General features: G+C 64.2%; 14 protein-coding genes. 6 read left to right on the top strand and 8 right to left on the bottom strand.

Translation table 11 applies throughout. The features are described 5' to 3' along the window. Positions 1–253: 253 nt before the first annotated feature. Positions 254–1,240 carry a glutathione S-transferase family protein gene (locus FJ956_RS02225; RefSeq protein ID WP_140676514.1) on the top strand — a complete coding sequence of 329 codons (987 nt, stop codon included), beginning with the start codon at positions 254–256 and terminating at the stop codon, positions 1,238–1,240. Here the strand turns inward: FJ956_RS02225 and FJ956_RS02220 are convergent, their stop codons facing one another. Continuing rightward, positions 1,241–1,744, bottom strand: a complete 504-nt coding sequence (locus FJ956_RS02220; RefSeq protein WP_140676511.1) for an NUDIX domain-containing protein — start codon at positions 1,742–1,744, stop codon at positions 1,241–1,243. It abuts the gene before it with no gap. Between the two features lie 170 nt (positions 1,745–1,914). Here FJ956_RS02220 and FJ956_RS02215 point away from each other — a divergent pair, with 170 nt between their 5' ends. Next, positions 1,915–2,850 carry a metallophosphoesterase gene (locus tag FJ956_RS02215; RefSeq protein WP_140676508.1) on the top strand — a complete coding sequence of 312 codons (936 nt, stop codon included), beginning with the start codon at positions 1,915–1,917 and terminating at the stop codon, positions 2,848–2,850. Here FJ956_RS02215 and FJ956_RS02210 read toward each other — a convergent pair. The 4 genes from FJ956_RS02210 to leuA all read right to left on the bottom strand — a co-directional run bounded on the left by FJ956_RS02210 (position 2,840) and on the right by leuA (position 8,326). Beyond that, entirely contained in the window at positions 2,840–3,460 is a 621-nt protein-coding gene (locus tag FJ956_RS02210; protein ID WP_140676505.1) for a hypothetical protein, read from the bottom strand. The two genes, FJ956_RS02215 and FJ956_RS02210, sit on opposite strands and share 11 nt — an antisense overlap. A 103-nt stretch (positions 3,461–3,563) precedes the next feature. Continuing rightward, positions 3,564–4,367, bottom strand: a complete 804-nt coding sequence (locus tag FJ956_RS02205) for an alpha/beta fold hydrolase (protein WP_140676502.1) — start codon at positions 4,365–4,367, stop codon at positions 3,564–3,566. Positions 4,368–4,572: 205 nt separating this feature from the next. Beyond that, positions 4,573–6,360, bottom strand: a complete 1,788-nt coding sequence (locus FJ956_RS02200) for a tetratricopeptide repeat protein (RefSeq protein WP_140676499.1) — start codon at positions 6,358–6,360, stop codon at positions 4,573–4,575. A gap of 235 nt (positions 6,361–6,595) precedes the next feature. Continuing rightward, positions 6,596–8,326: a 2-isopropylmalate synthase gene (gene leuA / locus FJ956_RS02195; protein WP_140676494.1), complete on the bottom strand. Its 1,731-nt coding sequence runs from the start codon at positions 8,324–8,326 to the stop codon at positions 6,596–6,598. 430 nt (positions 8,327–8,756) lie between these two features. Here leuA and FJ956_RS02185 point away from each other — a divergent pair, with 430 nt between their 5' ends. From FJ956_RS02185 to FJ956_RS02170, 4 genes are all read left to right on the top strand, one after another. Further along, positions 8,757–9,923, top strand: coding sequence for an ATP-grasp domain-containing protein (locus FJ956_RS02185; protein ID WP_140676488.1), 1,167 nt, complete (start codon positions 8,757–8,759; stop codon positions 9,921–9,923). 4 nt (positions 9,924–9,927) lie between these two features. After that, the gene (locus tag FJ956_RS02180) at positions 9,928–10,704 is read left to right on the top strand and encodes an alpha/beta hydrolase-fold protein (RefSeq protein WP_140676485.1); all 777 of its coding nucleotides are present in this window, start codon (positions 9,928–9,930) and stop codon (positions 10,702–10,704) included. 156 nt (positions 10,705–10,860) lie between these two features. Further along, positions 10,861–11,175 (top strand): nuclear transport factor 2 family protein, encoded by a 315-nt coding sequence (locus tag FJ956_RS02175; RefSeq protein WP_140676482.1) that lies wholly within the window; start codon positions 10,861–10,863, stop codon positions 11,173–11,175. 81 nt (positions 11,176–11,256) lie between these two features. Beyond that, complete coding sequence (locus FJ956_RS02170) at positions 11,257–12,405, top strand: siderophore-interacting protein (protein WP_246672049.1); 1,149 nt, start codon at positions 11,257–11,259, stop codon at positions 12,403–12,405. Here FJ956_RS02170 and FJ956_RS02165 read toward each other — a convergent pair. The 3 genes from FJ956_RS02165 to FJ956_RS02155 all read right to left on the bottom strand — a co-directional run bounded on the left by FJ956_RS02165 (position 12,350) and on the right by FJ956_RS02155 (position 17,413). Beyond that, entirely contained in the window at positions 12,350–13,657 is a 1,308-nt protein-coding gene (locus FJ956_RS02165) for an MFS transporter (RefSeq protein ID WP_140676479.1), read from the bottom strand. The genes FJ956_RS02170 and FJ956_RS02165 overlap by 56 nt on opposite strands. Next, positions 13,657–15,768: a TonB-dependent siderophore receptor gene (locus FJ956_RS02160; RefSeq protein WP_140676476.1), complete on the bottom strand. Its 2,112-nt coding sequence runs from the start codon at positions 15,766–15,768 to the stop codon at positions 13,657–13,659. Before FJ956_RS02160 ends, FJ956_RS02165 begins: the two co-directional genes overlap by 1 nt. 109 nt (positions 15,769–15,877) lie before the next feature. Next, positions 15,878–17,413 (bottom strand): MFS transporter, encoded by a 1,536-nt coding sequence (locus FJ956_RS02155; RefSeq protein WP_140676474.1) that lies wholly within the window; start codon positions 17,411–17,413, stop codon positions 15,878–15,880. Positions 17,414–17,415 lie beyond the last annotated feature (2 nt).

Genomic DNA, 17,415 nt, shown 5'->3' with positions numbered 1-17,415 from the left:
AGTCAGCGCTTTTTAAGCGCGGGCGCCCTTTCGTCGTCGGTCGAACCGGATCGAGGCAAAGTCGAACATGGGCGCCTCCGCTAGCACCAATTTTGCGCCGCTGCAATCGGTGCTTTCCGGCTTTCTTGCATCGCCTCACGAACTTGTCCGTCGCTGGACCTGTTCGTCATTTGACGAACTGTTCAGCGCCTGAGGGCTTCGCCGACCCGGTCATCAACCTAGATAATGTCGAACCGCAAGGGAGATTTTTCGCATGGGATTGCTGATCGAAGGCAAATGGCAGGATCGCGCGCCGAACACCGACAGCGGTGGGCGGTTCGTGCGAACGGAGTCGCAATGGCGCGACTGGATCACGCGCGATGGCAGGCCGGTCGAAGGGCGCGCACGCGGCTTCAAGGCGGAACCCGGCCGGTATCACCTCTATGTCTCGCTCGCCTGCCCATGGGCACATCGCACACTGATCTTCCGTGCCCTGAAGAAGCTGGAGGGCGTCATCTCGGTCTCCGTGGTGCATCATTTCATGGGCGAGAACGGATGGACCTTCAAAGCCGAGGACGGCGCCACCGGCGACACGCTCTACGGCCTCGATTTCCTGCACCAGATCTATGCCAAGGCGGATCCGGCCTATTCAGGCCGCGTGACGGTGCCGGTGCTGTGGGACAAAAGGCAGCAGACCATCGTCAACAACGAGTCCTCCGAGATCATCCGCATGCTCAATTCCGCCTTCGACGAATGGGGCGATGCCGGTCTCGACTTCTATCCGGCGGCGCTGCGGGCGGAGATCGACAAGATCAACGCGCTGGTCTATCCGGCGATCAACAACGGCGTCTATCGCGCCGGCTTCGCCACCGCGCAGAAAGCCTATGAGGAAGCGTTCGGCGAATTGTTCTTAGCGCTCGATACGATCGAGGAGCGGCTTTCGAACCAGCGCTATCTGGCCGGCGAGCGCATCACCGAGGCCGACTGGCGGCTGTTCACGACGCTGGCGCGCTTCGATCCGGTCTATGTCGGCCACTTCAAATGCAACCTGCGCCGCATCGCAGACTATCCGAACCTGTCGAACTATCTGCGCGATCTCTATCAGGTGCCCGGCGTCGCGGGCACGGTCAACCTGCATCACATCAAGGCGCATTATTACGGCAGCCACAGATCGATCAACCCGACGGGGATCATTCCGGCGGGGCCGGAGCTTGATTATGCCGCGCCGCATGACCGGAACAGGTTCAGGAAGGCGGCTTGATCACCAGTAAGCCGATATCGGCTCGCTGCCAAAAATCTCCGCTATCCGCCTGAGCGTTGCCGGGGTCGTGGCCTCGGGCAACCGGTCGATCGGGAAGAAGCCGGCCTCGGCGATCTCGTGGTCGGGCAGTTTCGGCGCGGTCTGGCGGAAGGCTTCGATCAGATAAAGGCCGACATGGTCGCGGTTGCTCGAGCGGTGGTTGAAATGCATCGACTTCAGCACGGGCGGCGCGGTCAGAGCGACGTTGCCTTCCTCGGCCAGTTCGCGAGCCAGCGCTTCCTCGAGGGTCTCGCCGACCTCGACGCCGCCGCCCGGCAATTGCCAACCGGGAACATAGGTGTGGCGGATCAGGAAGACGGAGTTGGAGGCGCGGTCATAAACCAGCCCGCGCACGCCAAGCGTCATCGGGCGGCGCAGCAAGAAATAGAAATGGAACAGCCTTGCCCGCAACCCCGGCCATCCGGTCTGGCGGAATGTCCCGTCAGAATCGGCCGGGCGATTCATCCAACGATCCCCAAGCAGATGTTCGTGGGTTGCCCCACGAACATCTGCTTGGCTTTCCTTGTTTTTCGCAGGTTCTGGCCGCAAAACCGTGGGACACTTTTGCGGAACCTGCTTGGGCGAACAGCAAACGGTGAGTGGAAAGCCTCGTCGGCGTCGCTTAAGAAGGGGCCATGTTCAGGCTCGCGCATATTTCCGATGCTCATCTGGGACCGCTGCCCGATGTAACCTATCGCGACCTCGCGTCCAAGCGCGTGCTGGGCTACGTCAACTGGCAGCGCAACCGCCGCCGCCACATGCATGACGCCGTCATCGACACCATCGTCGCCGACATCAAGGCGAACGCGCCCGACCATCTCGCCGTCACCGGCGATCTCGTCAACCTGGCGCTCGACGGCGAGATCGAGATGGCCAAGCACTGGCTGGAGACGCTCGGATCGCCGCATGACGTCTCCGTGGTCCCCGGCAATCACGATGCCTATGTGCCGGGCGCCTTCGACAAGGTCTGCCGGTCGTGGGCTCCCTGGATGACGGGCGACGGCGTCAACAGTCCGGTCGACCGCAATTCCTTTCCGTATCTGCGCGTGCGCGGCAATGTCGCGCTGATCGGCGTCACCACGGCGCGCGCCACCGCGCCCTTCATGGCCAACGGCTTCTTCATGGAAGGACAGGCCGAGCGGCTCGGCAAGATTCTCGACGACGCGGCGAAACAAGGGCTGTTCCGCGCCATTATGATCCACCACCCGCCGGTGCGCGGCGCCGTACCGCAGCATAAGCGGCTGTTCGGCATCGCTCGCTTTCACAAGGTCATTCGCCGGCATGGCGCGGAACTCGTCCTGCACGGCCATTCGCATCTGCCGTCGCTGTTCACCATCGGCGCACGTGGCGCCAAGGTGCCCGTGGTCGGGGTCGCCGCCGCGGGCCAGGCGCCCGGTGGCAAACACCCGGCGGCGCAATACAACATGTTCGAAATCGACGGCGAAAAGGGCGACTGGCGTCTGCGCCTGATCCGGCGCGGCCTGACGGGGCCGGCGCTGCCGCCTTCGGATCTGCAAACGATGGATCTCGACGTGCCGGTCGTGAAGGACCGTGAACTCGTCAGAAGCTGATCTTCATCTGCACGATGCGATCCCAGAACAACGCCAGCGAAACCGCCAGGCCGACAAGGGCGCCGGCGGCGATCAGGCCGAGGCCGGCGAAGAAGGTCGTCCAACCATTGCCGCGGCGGGTTTCGGATCGGATGGGCGGCTCCGCTTCCTTGACCACAGGGCGATGCAGGCCCGGAACGGCGCTCTCCATGCTCCCTTCCATCATACGCTGCCGCTCGACGACACGTTCCGCCACGTAGCGCGTCACCGCATCGGCGACGGTCTTCATCTCGCTCGTTTCGGCCAACACCACGCGGCCGACGCGCGTATCCTTGAGGAATCGATAGGTGCGGCGGTCGCGTCCCATTGCGACGTGGCTCACCGCGTCGATCCATAGCCGCGGCTGCAGGCCGGACGAGACGGCGAAGTCGAAGCTGTCCATGTCGGCCGGAACATCGGCAAAGACCGGGGCGAGCTCGGTTGCCAGAAGATCGAGGCGCATGCGGTGCGCATCGCGCATCTCCACAATCACATCGTCGCGGTCGGCGAAGGCGTTCTTGACGTCGCGTACCGCATCGGCGAGCTTCCGCGACGGCTCGATCGGGGTGACTTTGTCGCCTGTATCCTTCATGGCGGCTGCCTCGTTGTTGGTTAACAGCGAGTTAACACAATCGCAGGCAAAATGCACCGGCGGAAGCGGGTTACGGATATTTTCGAAGTCGGTCCGGGAGAAGTCAGCTCGCCGCCGCGCCCAGAGGCGGACGCAACCGTCTGCCGTGCCGGCGCGTGTTTCGACGCACGATTTCGGCAATCAGGTCCGGAGCCTCCTCGACCAGCATATGACCTGCATCAAGGACATGGTGCAGGTGGAAATGCGACGGCAGCGCCTCGGCCTGCTCGACCGGCAGCAGCGGATCCTCCGCTCCCCAAACAACCATCACCGGCATGTCAAGCGTATCCAGCTGCGCACGGGGGATCACTCCTTGTCGGTCATCCCTTGTCATCGCGGCCGCTATATCGATCAGGGTCTGCAACTGGCCCGGCTGGGTGCGCATCCGGCACAATGCATCCACCACGTGGTCGGGCGGCGCGCTGCGCGGACCGGACATGGCCGCAAGGCTGGCACGGACCTGCTTCCTGCTGGCCGCAACGGCATAGCGGCGCAGCAAGGCTGCGTTGATCTCCGGGCCGAAGCCGCCGGGCGCCAACAGAGTGAGCGAGGCAACCCTGTCGGGGTCGGCAAGCGCCATCAGTGTCGCGATCGCGCCGCCCATGGAGTGACCGACGAGGTGGACCTTGCCCAACTGGCGCGCGGCAAGATCGGCCAGGATGGCCCGCGCGGCCGGCTTGGCGCCGCCCGTGCCTTCGCTTTCGAGTGATTGTCCATGGCCCGGCAGATCATAAGCCAGCACTCTCGCCTCCGCCGCCAGCGAAGTCGCGACGTCACGCCAGATCTCACTACAGGCTCCGAAGCCGTGCAGAAGGACGATCGTCTTCGGACCAGCGCCGCCCTCGACGGCATAAGGGAATGGAAGCATGAAAATGGATCGGTGAAGAAGACAGGCAGCGATTTCAAATTGTGGCTGAATTGCTCTCGATCCAGACCCATGGCCAGTAAAATTTTCGCGACCGCGGCGCCCGTCGGGCGTTCGACGCGCAAGCATGTCCTAATACTTGCCGTATCACCGCATCATATTTCCGCTCCGGCGATCGTGTGGCCCAAAACACAGGCGCAGAGCTGGATTAGCTCGGGTTGCCGATCCCGGCGGCCCGCAGGGACTGCACCAGCCGGTCGGTGAGATCGGCCGGGTATTTGCGGTCGGCGAATGTCGCGCGCGGGTCGGCGGCGAATTTCGGGAATTCGGCGGTGAGCTTGTTGGCAAGCTCGCCCGCCAGCTTGTCGCGGCCTGAAATCCTGGCGCCGATCAGGCGCGCGGCCAGGTAGTGCGGCTTGGATGCGGTCGTGCGCAAAGACTCGCTGACGATCGCGGCCTTTTTCATATCGCCCTGCATGAAGGCTCCGATGAACAGGCCATAATCCCACCATGTCGGATGGCCGCTGAAGGCCTCGACCGCGTGGCCCAGGATTGGCATTCCCTCATCGTATTTGCCGGCGAAGATCAGCCCGTAGCCATAGCCGGCGGCCATGCCGAGATCGTACGGGTTGAGTTCGTAGGCCTTTCGCATCCACCGGATCGCTTCGTCCGTGTTGCCGAGACGCGAGTTGAGGTAGCCGAAGGCGCGATGCGCGTGCGGGCTCATCGGCCCCATCTGAACGGCGCGGTGGGCAAGCGACATTGCCTTTTCCAGCGAGGAATCGGCGGGATACGCGTAGTGGTTGGTGACAGCTTCCGTATGAAGCGAGGCCAGTTCCGCGTAGACAAGCGACGATTTGGTGCCTTCGCTGACCAGCTTCTCCAGGCAGCGATACGCAGCCTCGTGGGTCGCGGCGCTCATGTCGAGATAATAGCGGTCGTCGAGCACCAGGCATCCGATCTGGCTGGTCCGGATGTCGCTCTGGTCAATGTAGCTGTAGATCGCGCCCGATGCGGGAACGGTGGAGGTGAGAAGGCTGGCGATGTTGCTTTCAACCGCACCGGAGGCGCTTTCGGCCGATGTCAGGTTGCGCGACAGGAGAACCCGGCCGGTCGCGACGCTCTGCAATTCCACCGTGATGTCGCCGACAGCAGACCCGGGAACAATTTCGAAAACGAAACTGATTGGATCGGCGGACTGATCGCGCGTCGAATCCGCGTCGCGCCCGATGAAATCGACGGTGTCGAAACCGGCAAGCCCGGCGCGCAGCGATGACGCGACGCGAGCTGCCTCCGCTCCATCCGCCTTCACCGCAATGTAGATCAGCGGCAGGGAGTCGAATGCCGGCTGGGCGGCGGTGCCGGCCAAGCGTGCCGTTTCGACTGTCGCGGTCGTGTCGCCACCGTTGAGGAAGGCACTGCTTTGACGCGCGATGAGCACGCCGAGCATGGCAATGACCAGGACCATGGCAGCCCAGAAGAATCGTAGCTGCCGCGTGAGCGACTGGGCGGCTGCCGCGGGCGCCATGAGCGTCACGGGCTCGCCGAGCGTCGGGCCATGGAGATATTCGGCCGCCGCCGGAGCAGCGTCGGCAGATGCGCCGGACCGTGCGATGGCGCCGGAAGCGGACCTGCCGTTGCCAGGCAGACGGATTGCATTCAGCTCATAGGAAGGGACATAGCCGCCGCGCGGAATCGCGATGCGCACCGGCTCGGCGACACCTTCATTGGAGAAGTACTGCTCCAGGAGTTCGCGCAGGCGGCCGGCCTGCACCCTGACCACGGCATCGGTGGAAGCGTCGAAATCCCCGTCCTTGCCGAAGACGTCCATGGCGATGGAAACGCCTTTCAGCCTATCCGCCTCGCCGGCCTGCTCGCGTTCGACCAGATAGCGTAAAAGCCTGCGGGCACGCTCGGACCGTCCGAACGTTTCGCTGGCAAGCAGTCGCTCCAATGTCTCGCGCACTGCGGGGGCGGCAGGCGGGGCATGCTCCAAGTGTCGATCCCTTCGAAGTCGGCACAGGTTAGGAAGCGATCATATAGCGCTCGCGCCGGCGCACAAGGATGCTTCTATTATGCTTTCGCGTAAGCCACCGGAAATTCCCGCGCCGGTTAACGAATGGCGGCTTTCGCGTCTGTGTCCGAAGCGTGGCGCAATTGGAAGCGCCACGCTTCGGACAGATCTACCCGGTCAAGCCTGCCGCCGAGCCTGACCGTTTCCCATCACCGCCCTAGCCGCCGATGATCCGGTTGGCGGCCGAAACAACGGCCTCCAGCGAGGCGGCGACGATGTTGGTGTTGATGCCGGCGCCGAACAGCTTGCCGCCCGGATATTCCATCTCGACATAGGAGATGGCCGAGGCGTTGGAGCCGCGCTGCAAGGAATGCTCGGAATAGTCGAGCACCGACATGTCGACGCCGACATGGCGCGAAAGCGCATCGACAAAGCCGTCGATCGGGCCGGTGCCCGAGCCGGTGATGGTCACTTCCTTGCCGTTGTCGAGAATATCCGCTTCGACCATGCGCCGGCCCTTCACCTCGGTGTCGGGATAGGTGCGATGGTCGAGGAACTTCAGGCGCGCGCCGGGCTGGTCGACATAGGTTTCGAGGAAGCGTTCGTGGATGCGCCTGGCCGGCACTTCCTTGCCTTCCGCATCGGTGATCGCCTGGATCGCCTGGCTGAACTCGATCTGCAGATTGCGCGGCAGGTTGAGGCCGTAGTCCGCCTGCAGCACATAGGCGATGCCGCCCTTGCCCGACTGCGAGTTGATGCGGATGATCGCCTCGTAAGTGCGGCCGACATCGGCCGGATCGATCGGCAGATAGGGCACTTCCCAGATCGGCGTGTTGGCCTTCTTCAGCGCCTTCATGCCCTTGTTGATGGCGTCCTGGTGCGAGCCGGAGAAAGCCGTGTAGACAAGTTCGCCGACATAAGGGTGGCGCTCCGGGATCTTCAGCTGGTTCGAATACTCGTAGACATCCTTCATCCGGTCGATGTCGGAGCAGTCGAGCTGCGGGTCGACGCCCTGGGTGAACATGTTGAGCGCCAGCGTGACGATGTCGACATTGCCGGTGCGCTCGCCATTGCCGAACAGCGTGCCTTCGACGCGGTCGGCGCCAGCCATCAGGCCGAGCTCGGTGGTGGCGATGCCGGTGCCGCGGTCGTTGTGCGGGTGCAACGAGACGATCAGGTTCTCGCGGTTGTCGAGATTGCGGCACATCCACTCGATGCGGTCGGCATAGACGTTGGGCGTCGACATCTCGACCGTCGAGGGCAGGTTGATGATGAGCTTGTTGTCGGCAGTCGGCTTCACGATCTCGGTGACGGCGTTGCAGATCTCCAGCGCGACGTCGAGCTCGGTGCCGGTGAAGCTTTCGGGCGAATATTCGAAGCGGTAGCCGCCGCCGGCCTTGGCCGCCATGTCGGTGATCATCTTGGCGGCGTCGGTGGCGATGCGCTTGATGCCGGCAACGTCCTTCTCGAAGACGACGCGGCGCTGCAGCTCGCTGGTCGAATTGTAGAAATGCACGATCGGGCGGTGCGCGTCCTTGAGCGCCTCGAAGGTCCGCGTGATCAGCTCGGGCCGGCACTGCACCAGCACCTGGAGCGATACATCGCGCGGCACGCCGCCTTCCTCGATGCACCAGCGGGCGAAGTCGAAGTCGGTCTGCGAGGCCGAGGGGAAACCGATCTCAATTTCCTTGAAGCCCATGTCGAGCAGCATGGCGAACATGCGCGCCTTGCGTTCGTGGCCCATCGGATCGATCAGCGCCTGGTTGCCGTCGCGCAGGTCGACCGAGCACCAGATCGGCGCCTTGTCGATCACCTTGTTCGGCCAGGTACGGTCGGTCAGGCCGACAGTCGGGTAGGATTGGTATTTACGTGCTGCATCCGGCATGTGGCCGGCCGCGCGCTTCCCGGCTTCAGCCTGGCCGGCGCGGATTTCTTCTCGTGCGTTCATCGTCTCTTCTCCGGGCGGCTCGCGTTCGCCTTGGGCGGATTGATGGCGAGCGTCGCCTCTACCAGAATTTCGTTCGCTTGATCATGATTTTGCCAAGGAGCATGCGCCTGAGGCGGCGGGTACCGACCGCCGGGCGCTCCTTCAGCGAACCCGGCGATCGCCGATAAGGCCGAGAAGAAGCAGGGTCGAAGCGAGCGCGCGCGCGGTCTCGCCGGCAAAGCCGATGCGAGAGGAAGCGACGGAGCGGGCGCGCGTGGTCATGGCGGCTCTCTTACAGGACCGGCCCTGCGGAGGCAAGCGGGACGCATGGGCGAATGCGCCTTGCCTGATATCGCCGCCGCTGCGGATACTCTTCCCCGCGCCTCGCAAATGCGCCAGACTTGGCTTCGAAGGCTTCGCTACCGAGCGAAGCTTCGGGGAGGGGTCGCCCATGAATTTCGTGTTCTTCTCGCCGCATTTCCCGGCCAACGGCACGGATTTCTGCGACCGGCTGAAAAAGGCCGGCGCCACCGTGCTCGGCATCGGCGATGCGCCTTACGAGACCTTGAACGGCAAGCTGAAGACGGCGCTTTCGGAATATTACCGCATCGCCGACATGGAAAATTACGATGCCGTGTTCCGGGCGATGGGGCATTTCATCCACAAATGGGGCCGCATCGATCGCTTCGAGTCGCTCAACGAGCATTGGCTCGAACTTGAAGCCAATATCCGCACCGATTTCAACATCTTCGGCACCAAGGTCGATTTCGTGAAGAATTTGAAGCGGAAGAGCCGCATGCGCGCCTTCTTCCGCAAGAGCGGCGTCGAGACCATTCCGCAGCGCAAATGCTCCGACCGTGCCGGCGCCATGACCTTCGTCCGCCGTGTCGGCTTCCCGGTGGTGGTCAAGCCGGATTCCGGCTCCGGCGCCTCGAACACCTTCAAGATCTCCAATGCCAGGGAGCTCGACCAATTCTTCAAGGACAAGCCGGAGGGTGTGACCTTCGTCATGGAGCAGTTCATAGAAGGGCTGGTGGTGACCTTCGACGGGCTGGTCAACCGCGACGGCGAAGTGGTGCTGGCGGCCAGCCACCGTTACGATCAGAGCATCATGGAGGCGGTCAACCGCGACCGCCACATGAGCTACACCTGCTTTCCCGAGATCAGCCCGGAGGTCGAGGAGGCGGGCCGCAAGATCCTCAAGGCGTTCGACGTGCGCGAGCGCTTCTTCCATATCGAGCTGTTCGAAACCAGGGACAAGCGCGTCATCGCGCTCGAGGTCAACATGCGGCCGCCCGGCGCCTGGATGACGGACGCCATCAACTACACGTTCGACATCGACGTCTATGCCGCCTGGGCCGACATGGTGGTCAAGGATGCCGCCGGCGGCCCGTACAAGGGCAAGTATTTCACCGCCTATGCCAGCCGCAAACGCCATATCGACTATTTGCACAGCCATGCGGACGTGCTAGCCGCCCACGGCGACAAGGTCGTCCACCACCAGGCCATCGAAGACGTCTTCAGCCGCGCCATGGGCAATTACGCCTATCAGATGCGTTCGAAGGATCCGAAGGCGCTGCGCCAGGCGGTCGACTATATCCACGCGGAAAAGGCCTGAGCCGATGGACGTCTCCTATCACAAGGGCCATGCCCGCAGTCTCGGCCGCGACATGGAATACAAGCGCTACGGCCATGCCGGACGCCCGGTGGTGGTGTTCCCGACCTCGCAGGGGCGCTTCTACCAGTTCGAGGATTCCGGCGGCGTCGGCGCGCTCGCCGAGTTCATCGACACCGGCCGCATCCAGCTCTTCACGCTCGACGGCATCGATTCGGAATCCTTCTTCAACAAGCATGCCGACGCGGCGCATCGCATCGCCCGCCACGAGGCCTATTTCCGCTATGTGCGTGAGGAGGCGCTGCCGGAGCTGCAGGCGGTCGCCGCCAAGTCCAATGGCGGCCGCGCCTTGAAGCCGCTGTTTTGCGGCTGCTCGATGGGCGGCTACCACTCGTCGAACTTCGTGTTCCGCTTCCCGGAGCTGGCGAGCGGCGTGATCTCGCTGTCCGGCGTCTATTCGGCCCGCGATTTCTTCGGCTGGACGCTTGAAGGCAACATCTATTTCAACTCGCCGCTCGACTATATGCCCGGCATCGTCGACCAGAAGCTGCTCGGGCGGCTCAGGGCGCTCAGGCTCATCTTCTGCTGCGGGCAGGGCGCCTGGGAAGAGCGCATGCTGGTCGAGACGCGCGAGCTGGAACAGGTGCTGCGCGACAAATCCATCCCGGCCTGGGTCGACTATTGGGGCGGGGACGTCAGCCATGACTGGCCGTGGTGGCACAAGCAGCTTGTCTATTTCTTCGGCCGCTGGCTGGATGACGATCTCATGCACAGGTTGGACTGAGGTGCGTTGATATTCAGGTGAGGCCGGTCTGCAAATGGCGGTTTCTTGCGCTTCCGGTGCTCACGTACTTGAAGTACGCTCCGCTCCGGTTCTCTGAAATCGTCATTTTCGACTCGGCCTGACCTGAATCTCAACACACCTTAAGTGCACGGACCAATGACCACGCCAGACGCGATCCGCCGCTTTGTCGAAGCCACCAATGCCGGCGATACCGAAGCCTTTCTGGCCGCATTTACCGACGATGCTTTCCTGAGCGACTGGGGTCGCGATTTCCGTGGCCGCGACGGGATCTCGCGGTGGAACCAGTCGGACAATATCGGCGTCCAGTCCAACCTTCGCATCGTGCGCGTCGCGCAACGCGACGGCGTCCACCATGCCCGCGTCGCCGTGACGGGCAATGGCTTCAACGGCGAGGGCGACATGGCCTTCACGCTCGACGGCGATCGGATCGCAAGCCTGGTCATCAGCTGAAGACCGGATGCGTCAAGGGCTCTCCCGCGAAATATGACTTTCATAATCATGTTTTAGTGGCAATGCCGCCAGCGCTGTGGCATGCCGACGCTTGGCGACACCGAGCTTCAGCCGGTGTCGCCGCACTCGGTATGGAAAGGCCCGACGATGAATCCGATGAATCCCTTGAGCGCGCAAACTCGTATCCAAGGCGAAGGCATCCGCGCGGTGATGGACAGGCTGCGCGCCGAGCATAGCGACTATGAGATCGACACCGGCGTTGCCGGCCAATGGGAATTGCGCATGCATTACGGCTCGTTGAATGCCTCGTTCGAGGACGGCGGCGTGCTGATCCGTGTCGCGGCGGAGGACGAGACCTGCCTCTCCTACATGAAGATGATCTTTGCCGGCCACATCGCCGCGCATCTGCGTACGACCGAAGGGTTGCGCTGGCATGGCGACGGCGCGGATGCCGGCACGCCGGTGTTCTTCCGCGAGATTTCGGTCCTTTCCTCGACGCGATTGTCGCCGCATATGCAGCGCCTGCGTTTCTCAGGCCGCGACCTCGACCGCTTCAGCCATGGCGGATTTCATGTCCGGCTTCTGCTGCCGCCGACCGGACGTCAGGCGGTCTGGCCGAGCATGGGTGCCGACGGCCTGATCGTCTGGCCGTCCGGCGAGGATGCGCTGACCGTGCGGGTCTACACGATCCGCGCGCTGGACGTGGCCGAGGGCTGGCTCGACATCGACTTCGTGCTGCATCCCGGCGCCGAGACACCGGCCGCGAGTTTCGCGCAGAATGCGCGGGCGGGCGACATCATCGGCATGATCGGCCCCGGCGGCGGCGGCTTGCCCGAGGCATCGAACCTGCTTCTGCTGGGCGACGATACCGCGCTTCCGGCAATCGGCCGGATGCTGGAAGAGCTTGCGCCGTCCGCTCGCGCCGAAGCCATCATCGAGGTCGATGGTCCGCGAGACCGGATGGCGCTGGCGGCGGGCAACAACATCGCCGTCCGCTGGCTTTACCGGCATGGCCGCGAAGCGGGCGACGCCGGGCTGCTGGCCGCGGCGCTGCGCGAGCGCGGTCCCGCGGCCGACGATCTCTATGTCTGGGCCGGGTGTGAGTTCGCCGACTTCCGCAAAATCCGCAGCATCGTGCGCAAGGGGTGGGGCCTGCCGCGCGACCGGCACCTAGTCACCGCCTATTGGCGCCGCGCCGCGCAAGGCGAGGACGGGGCCGGCGAGGAATAGCGCCGTCTTCAGTCGTGGCCACTGACCATGGCGATCGCCGGCGCCGCCAGCAGCGCGACCACGCCGGCGCCGCCAGCAGCGCGACCACGCCGGCGCCGCCGAACAGCGCGCCATAGCCGAGATGTTGCGCCACATAGCCGGCCAGGACGCCGCCCGCCATGCTGACCAACGCGTCCATGCATTGGAAAAGCGTGAAATCGACGCCCGCCTGCCTCGGATCCGACCAGCGCATGAACTGCGCATAAAGCGCTACGAAGCCGAGCGCCATGATGCCCGAGGAACTCAACATTGCGACGGCCATCAGCGGACCTGTCGGGAAAAATCCCGACAGCGCGAAGGCCGCGAGGATGAACAGCGATCCGGCCTGCAGGACGAGCGCCAGGACAAGCACGCTGCGCGTGCCCAGCCATCGCACGAGAGCACCGCCGGCAAGCGCGGCCGCGACGCCGAGGATCATGCTGCCGGCGCCGTTGACCAGCCCTATGGTGGCAAGGCTGAGCCCGGCATCGACGAGAAACGGGCCGAGCATGGTCAGCGCGGCCTTCTGCGCAAGCACATAGATCGCCGACGCCGCCAGGCCGCGGCGTATCTGCGGGCGCCGCAACGCCGCGGCGAGCGCAGGAACGTGTTCGCGCACTTCCTCGCGCGATTGGCTGGCGATGCCGAGCAGGAAGGGAAGGCCGAGCAACACCAGCAGCGAGGCCATGGCCGAGACCGCCGCGCGCCAGCCATGGATTTCGACCAGATAAAGGAAAAGGCCGGCGCCGATGGCCGAGCCGAGATAAGCACCGCCGACCTGGGCGGCATTGCCCCAGCCGAGATTCTCGCTGGCAAGGTTCTGCACCGCAAAACCGTCGCAGGCGATGTCGACGGTAGATGCCGCAAAGGCAACGACTGTCAGGCAGGCAATCACGGGCCAGAAGGCGACGGGGCCGAGCTGGGCAACCGCCAGCAATCCGGCGATGGAAACCAGGCCGCCGACAAGGACGATCGCGCCCGTGCGGTTCCTACCCGCCGGCGGAAGCCGGTAGCGTTCCACCGCCGGCGACCACAGAAACTTCAGCGCCCATGGCAGGGCGATCAGGGTGAGCAGGCCGATGCGGTCGAGCGGCAGGCCCTGGTCGCGCATCACGGCCGGCAGCCCCGTCCAGGTGATGCCGCCGATCACGCTCTGCGCCACATAGAGGCTGCCGATCGCCGCGACGACGGCGGCCGGCGACGAGGCGGCCCGGTTTGGGACGGAGACCGACATCAGAAGCGATAGCGCAGGCTGCCGAACAGCGAGCGGCCCTGGTCGCGGTAGCAATAGCCGGCCGAGCAGATCATCTGCTGGTTGTCGAACAGGTTCTTGGCGTTGATCTGCAGCTTGACCCCTTCGAGCTTCGGATTGCGGTAGCCGAAGTCGTAGGACAGCGAAGCGTCGACGAAGGCGCGCGCGTCGTTCTTGAAAGTGTTGGTGTCGTCGCCGTAGCTCGCGCCGGCGAAGCGTACGCCGGCGCCGAGCCCAAGCCCTTCCAGCGTGCCGTTCTCGAACTGATAATGGCCCCAGAGCGACAGGATGTGGTTCGGCGTCGCCGACAATTCCTTGCCGTCGGTGCCCTCGGCGCCGCGTTCGATCTTCATGCGCAGATATGTGTAGGAGGCGATGACGCTGAAACCATTGTCCAAGGAGGCATTGGCCTCCAGCTCGACGCCGCGCGAGTTCAGGTCGAGCTGGCGCTGCTTGTTGATGCCGGTCGAGGCGTCGAAGACGACGCCGTCCTTCTGGTCGATGTCGAACAGCGCGGCGCTGATCGTCGCGCTATGGTCGGGGATCTCGTATTTGACGCCGATCTCCTTCTGCGTGGCAACGGTCGGGCGGGCGACGCGGCCGACAGAACTCGAGACGTCGTCATAGACGAAGCCGATGTTGGGGGAGAACGAGGTCGAATAGTTGATGTAGGGAATGATGCCCCATTCGGTCCGGTAGGAGAGGCCGACGCGGCCGGAGAAGGCGCTGTCCGTCTGCTTCGACTGGCTGAAATCGGCCGCCGTCGAGGTGGTGTCGACCGAGTCGTAACGACCGCTGGTGAACAGGGTGAAATCGTTCCACTCCATCTGGTCGTGCAGGTAGACGCCGAGCTGGTTCATCTCCTGCCCGCCGGAATGCGGGACGGGGGCGGCCTCGATGTCGTCGACCGAGACATAGGAAAGCCCGCTGCCGGCGTCATAGTCCGACCAGGCATAGTCGATGCCGGCAATCGCGGTGTGCCTGACCGGGCCGGTGTCGAATTCGAGCTGGGCCATGTTGTCGACGACGAAGTTCTTCATCGCCTCGGTGTAGTGGCCCCAATAGCGCTGCAGCGGCTGGTCGGCGCCGACGGAATAGTGGCCGCTGTATTCGATGTCTGAATCGACGGCGTTGTAGCGCAGGTTCTGGCGCACCGTCAGCCAGTCGTTGAAGCGATGCTCGAACTCGTAGCCGATGCGCCCCTGGTCCTGGGTGAAGTCGTTCCAGGCCGCGTCGCCCTCATAGACATTCGACAGCACGCCATAGGCCGAATTGTAGAAGGCCGCGGTGCCGCCGGTGACGGACTTGGAATATTCGCCGAGGATGGTCAGTTTGGTGTCCTCGTCCGGCTTGAAGGTAACGGCCGGCGCCAGATAGAGCTTGTCGTCGGGATAGTCGGGCAGGCCGGTCTCGCTCAAGCGGCCGAGGCTGGTGAAGCGGTAGAGGATGCTGCCGTCGTCGTTGACCGGGCCGGAGGCGTCGAGTGCCGCCTGGAAGCGGTTGTGTTCGCCGGCCAGCAACTCGATCTCGTGGAACGGCTCGTCCTTGGGCCGCTTGGTGACGACATTGACGATGCCACCTGGACCACTGACGCCGTAAAGCGAGGAGGCCGGGCCCTTCAGGATGGTGACGCCCTCGATGCCGTAGGGCTCGGTCTTGAACCAGGCGGAGGGGCCGTTGTACTGGCGCAGCCCGTCGCGGAACATGCCGTTGTAGAAGGCCTGGAAGCCGCGCAGGAAGAAGGCGTCGTAGCGCGTATCGAAACCGAAGTTGTTGGGGTTGGCGCTGGCCGTGTAGCCCAGCGCGTCGTTGAGCGTGCGCGGCTTCTGGTCCTCGATCTGTTTTTGCGTGACGACCGAGATCGCCTGCGGGATTTTTGCGATCGGGGTGTCGGTCTTGGTGCCGATGCGATCCTTCTTGGCGACATAGCCGTCCTGTTTCAGGATCTCATTGCTCTCGGCTGTCACCTCGATCCGATCGAGAACGGTGGCGTCGCCGCCATCCTGGGCAATTGCCGGCCAGGCATGGCCGAGGATGGCGCCGCCCGCCAGCAATGATAATCCCCGGCGCCACGTCCTTGACCGCTTCGGCATTAACCTGTCTCCAATTCTCATATTTGATTGCGCTTTCGCGCTCTCAAATATGAGTATAAGAGTCAAGTATTTTTTGACACCTCGCCGAACTTGATGGCGTCACGTGGCGTCAGCCTTCCTGGCAGGCCGGGATGGGAGCGACGTCTTGTTCCGGCGCTGATCCGCGACGCAGGCCGAGAAAGACGACGATGGCGGTCAGCACGGTGATGGTCGCGAGCACGACGAGCAGCCGGTCGAAGGCCGTCTCGTAGGCCTGAACCAGGGCACTGGCGTCGGCCAAGTGCAGATGTTGCACCGTTCCCACGACGTTGCCGGTTGCCAGAAGTTGCGCCGCCGCGGTCGCTTCGGCAGGCAAGGCCAGCCCTTGAGCGCCGAGCCGCGCGGCTGTGAAACCGGACAAGGTCGCCATGACGATCGCCAACGCCACGCCCTCGCAGGCGACGCGGGTGGTGTTGAAGATGCCGACCGCCATGCCGGCGCGCTCCTTCGGCACGACGCTGACGGCAAGTCCGTCCATCAGCCCCCAGGGCAAGGCGATGCCGATGCCGATCAGGATCAGCGGGGCCACCAGCGCGCTGTCCGCCGCGGGCACCCCGCTCAGCCAGAGGAGGCCGGCCGCGGCGACGAGCAGGCCAACACCGCAGATCGTCGCCGGAGCGATCCAGCGCGCCGCCTGGCCGGCCAGCAGCGGCAAGATCAGCAGCGGCCCGGAGAGGCAGATCATCAATTGCCCCGCCTTGATCTCGCTCATCCCCTCGACGCCGATGAAGCGGATCGGCAGGAGCACGAGGAGGACGACGAAGCCGTAGGCGGGTGCCGCGGCCAGGAACTGGACGCCGACGAAACGCGGGAAGCGAAACAGCGTCAGGTCCAGCATCGGCCGGCGCACACGCCGCTCGACAATGACGAAGGCGGCAAAGCCGATGGCAGCCACGCCGAGAAGCGCGACAACGAAGGGATTGGCCCAGCCGCTTTGCGGCGCCTGCAGCACGCCATAGGTCAGCGCGGCAAGCGCGACGGTGAAGGTGCCGGCTCCCGCCCAGTCGAGCCCGGTCGCGTCAGGGTCGCGCGATTCGGCGACCGTACGCAGGCCAAGCGCGGCGGCAGCAATCGCAAGCGCCGCCACGAGAAGAAAGATCGCGCGCCAGCCGAACGTATCGATGAGCAGGCCGGAGGCGACCGGGCCGAAGGCGAGCCCGATGCCGAAGCTGGTGCCGAGGAAACTGAAGGCGCGCAGACGCAATTGCCCATCGAATTCCTGGGCAAGCGCGGAGGCGCCGCCGGCGAAGGCGGCAGCGCCGCCAATGCCTTGGAGGGCTCTGAACATGTCGAACCAGACTATGCCTGGCGCCAGCATGCAGCCCATCGCGGCAAGCACATAGGTGGCGAGGCCGACGAGGAAGATCCGCTTGCGGCCATGGTTGTCGGCCAGCGCTCCGGCCGCCATCAGGCCGGCGCCAAAGGTCAGCATGAAGGCATTCGTCACCCAATTGAGCTCGATCGGACTGCCGCCGAGATCGACGGCAATGCGGGACAGCGCCACGGCGGGGCCAGTGAAGCTCAACGGCATCGTCATGGCGGCAAGGCAAACCGACAGCAGCACGAGCCATCTGCCGGCCGGGCCGGTTCTGGTCATCAAAGTCATGG

The sequence above is a fragment of the Mesorhizobium sp. B2-4-3 genome, assembly GCF_006442815.1.
GTDB lineage: Bacteria > Pseudomonadota > Alphaproteobacteria > Rhizobiales > Rhizobiaceae > Mesorhizobium.
Note: the sequence above shows the minus strand (reverse complement) of the source record. Positions and strands in the feature narration are given on the sequence as shown.